Source organism: Adlercreutzia sp. ZJ141 (assembly GCF_011038965.1).
In the GTDB taxonomy this organism is placed as follows: Bacteria; Actinomycetota; Coriobacteriia; order Coriobacteriales; family Eggerthellaceae; genus ZJ141.
On record NZ_JAAKEB010000042.1, the window covers coordinates 1 to 3,385 of the forward strand.

Sequence of the window (3,385 nt, forward strand, 5' to 3'; positions counted from 1 at the left end):
CATGCTGGATGAAGAAGTCCTTGCCCATACGCATGATGTCAGCAGCGTCCCACATCGGCTCGACCTCAGTGGTCACGAAGTCCTTGTTGGCGGTGCGCTCCAGGCGCTCTTCCAGCGAGATCTTCTCGTCGTAGTAGTTGTGCTTATAGGAAGCATCAGTCAGACGCGGACGCGGAGCCTGGGTCCACTTGAACTCGGGATCCTCGTCGAAGTACTGCTTCATGAGCGGCCAGTAAGCCAGATACTCGAAGTAGCGGCAACGGAAGGAGTTCGCCGAAGCCATGATCTCGTTGCCAACCGTGAGCAGGATGTCACGCGGAGGCATGCAGGTCATCATGGAACCATTGCGGAAATCAGGTGTACCAATGGGCTGGTTCCACTGCAAAGGCGTCGGGCGATCAACAACCACGCCGCGCTCTTCGAGAGCAGAAACCAGGTTCTCGAGGCAGGCGTTGCCAACCTCAACGGTGCGCAGCGGGCGCAGGCCCCACATGCCGCGCATGTCGGAGTCCACAGGAACCTTCTCAGAGGTTGCGGGCTCCTCGGGAGGAATGACGGAATTGTCGCAGCGGCCAACGATGACGCGCTTCAACGGATCCCAGTCGTTCCAAGACTTGACTATCTTCGCCATGACAGTCTCCTTTCGTAGGCGTTCGAAGGGCAGCATTTCTGTCCTTCGGGTGGAGTATCTGGCAGGGCGATATTGCCTTCAAAAGACAAAATAGCGTGTTTACTATATATCTGGTACATTTTCTTTGTTTTATCTTTTTTTCCTAGACAATCGTATATATATAGCTCCATTTAGCAATCAATATGATTTATATGTCATTCGCCGATTATTACGGCCGAACACGGGACAAATCATTGAATTGTAGGGGGGGGGGATAGCTTTTTATGTTAAATCTCATTGCGGCCTACCGTGTAGTATACAAACAAGAAGGTTGCGATGCCAAACAATAGCAACAATGATTTAGACGTGTTCAACGCGCAGGAACTGCGCACTCGAATGGATATTCTGCATGCAGTCGACAAATCGCTTGATCGCATGACCGTTGCGGAAATCTGTAAGAATGCTGGTGTGTCCCGACAGACATTCTACCGTTTTTTCGAAAGCAAGTATGACATCCCCTGCTGGCACACCATGTACTGTCGGCGGTTCTACTTAAACGAGATCGGTCGTACCATTAGTTGGGAAACTGGTTACTATCACCACTTCCGCCTAATATTGCAGGAGTACGACTTCTACAGCAAGTCGATCCAATACAGCGTGAACACGCCATTCGGGCGCTCTATCCTGCCCGAAGACCGAAAGAAGGTGCTGCTTGAGACGCTTGAGAAATGGCGGCATGAGTCTCTAACTCGCAACATGTTGTTTATCGTAGAAACGTTTGCTCGCTTAGAGTGCGAGGTGTTAAACGACTGGCTGCGCAGCAGCCGCCCACCCGATTTGGACGTATGGACCGATGACGTGATCAGTATCGTTCCCGCACGCTTGTTTCTCGCGCTCGACATTAAAGAGTCAAAGGGCACACTGTAGTTCACCTTACAAAAGCGGGTGGTGAGACGCATGGGGCGCATCCCACCACCCGCTTGTTTCGGGGCAGTACGAACCTTATGTAATCGGGCGGGCAGCTTGTCAACATGGCCCCTTCAGCCTGCGCTCAAAAGAGCCCGGACATAACCGCCCGCGAACGGACAGATGAGGGCTACTTCGCCGCCGCTGCCGCCGCTGCCGCCTCGCGTGCAGCACGAGCTTCAACGGTGTTTGCTTCCCACTCGCGCAGTTCACGCGCTTCACGCGAGTCCTCGGCAAACGGAGTTGCCTCGCCCAGCTCTACCAGCTGCGGGTCATGACGTACCCACTTGAAGAACTGTACACCCATGAGCACGACCACAATGCTAAACGGAACGCCACCAGCAACAGTTGCGAACTGAATGGTGGTCAAGAAGCCCTGGCCGGCGGTGAGCACGAATGCAGCAGCAAGCGCGGTAATGCACAGTGCCAGCACGGCCTTGAATGTACGGCTTTCCTTCGCAGCAGGCGACACGAAGCTGGTCAGTGCCATAACGCCAGAGTCAACAGAGGTAACCATGTAGCCGCCGATGAGCACGATGGCGATAACAGCCAGGATGCCTGTGACGTTCGGGATCGAGTTAATGGTAGCGAACAGACCCATGGAGCTGTCGGCCATAGTAGCTTCGATCATAGACGGGTTGGTCATGGAAGCCCACACACCAGAACCACCAACGATGACGGTCCACACGATGCAGATCGATGCGCCAACGAGCACGACGCCGATCAAGAACTCGCGCAGCGAACGCCCGAGAGAAATCGTGGAGATGAAGCCTGCGGTAAACGTGGCAAACGCGAAGCACCAGCAGAAGATGAAGAACGACCAGAATGCCTGCCACGACTCGCCGTAAGAAGCAATACCATCGGCCAAGTTTACAGCTTCGGTGTAGCCACTCATCATGAAGAACTGGTCAACGAACACGGCCAGCGACTCAGGCAGCACGCCCAAGATGTAAAGCGTCGGGCCAAAGATGAACACCAAGATCATGAACACGATGGACAGAATAGCATTCATGTTCGAGATGTTCTTAATGCCCTTCACCACACCAAGCCACACCGACAGCGTGGCCAAGCCACCGAACAAGCAGACGGTGCCAACCAACAGACCCGTGCTCGACGTAAGGCCAAACACCTGACCTAGACCAGTAACGAACTGATACGAAGCACAACCAATGGAGGTGGTCAGGCCAAAGATGGTTGCCAAAACCACCAGAACCTCGACGATGATGCCCACAACGCGGCTTAGGGCCCCTTCGCCGAACAGGTTCTCGATGGAGCCGCGGAAGGTATTGTCCTTCTTCATGTTGTAACGGCTATACGACAAGAAGAGCGACACCACAGCATAGATTGCCCATGCCGGAAGTGCCCAGTGGAAGTACGTCCATGCAAGCGCCATGTCGCCAGCAAACGCAGAATCCTGCAGCTCATAGGCCATGCCGCCCATCATCCACAGCGGCTCAGCAACGGCCCAAAACACCAGGCCTACACCCTGGCCGGTAGCAAACAGCATCGTAATCCACGAGAAGTACGAAAACGCCGGGCGAGCATCCTTGCCACCCAGACGAATCTTGCCGTACTTCGAGAATGCAACAAACACGCATACTGCAAAGCAAAGGAACGTCATAAGAACGATCCACCAGCTGCAATACTGTGTTACGAAGGTACGGATGTTGTCAACAGCAGCGATAAATCCCTCAGGACTTACGATGGCCACCAGAAGCGATGCTGCAACAACCGCCACAGCAATGCCGCGGATGATGAAGTCGTGGCTTACTTTACGGCCGAGACGGTTTGCTTGATCCTGTTTTGCCT

The 3,385-nt window shown here is 54.0% G+C and carries 2 protein-coding genes and 1 pseudogene; 1 reads left to right on the top strand and 2 read right to left on the bottom strand.

Annotated features, from left to right (window positions below):
* Positions 1 to 631: pseudogene (locus tag G7Y44_RS10155) on the bottom strand (serine/threonine protein kinase); the annotation flags it as partial.
* Between the two features lie 315 nt (positions 632 to 946).
* On the opposite strand from G7Y44_RS10155, the gene G7Y44_RS10160 reads away from it, so the two are divergent.
* Positions 947 to 1,537 carry a TetR/AcrR family transcriptional regulator gene (locus G7Y44_RS10160; protein WP_165249646.1) on the top strand — a complete coding sequence of 197 codons (591 nt, stop codon included), beginning with the start codon at positions 947 to 949 and terminating at the stop codon, positions 1,535 to 1,537.
* A 169-nt stretch (positions 1,538 to 1,706) separates the two neighbouring features.
* On the opposite strand, the gene G7Y44_RS10165 is transcribed toward G7Y44_RS10160, so the two are convergent.
* A partial coding sequence (locus tag G7Y44_RS10165; RefSeq protein WP_165249647.1) for a BCCT family transporter occupies positions 1,707 to 3,385 on the bottom strand: 1,679 nt, incomplete at its 5' end.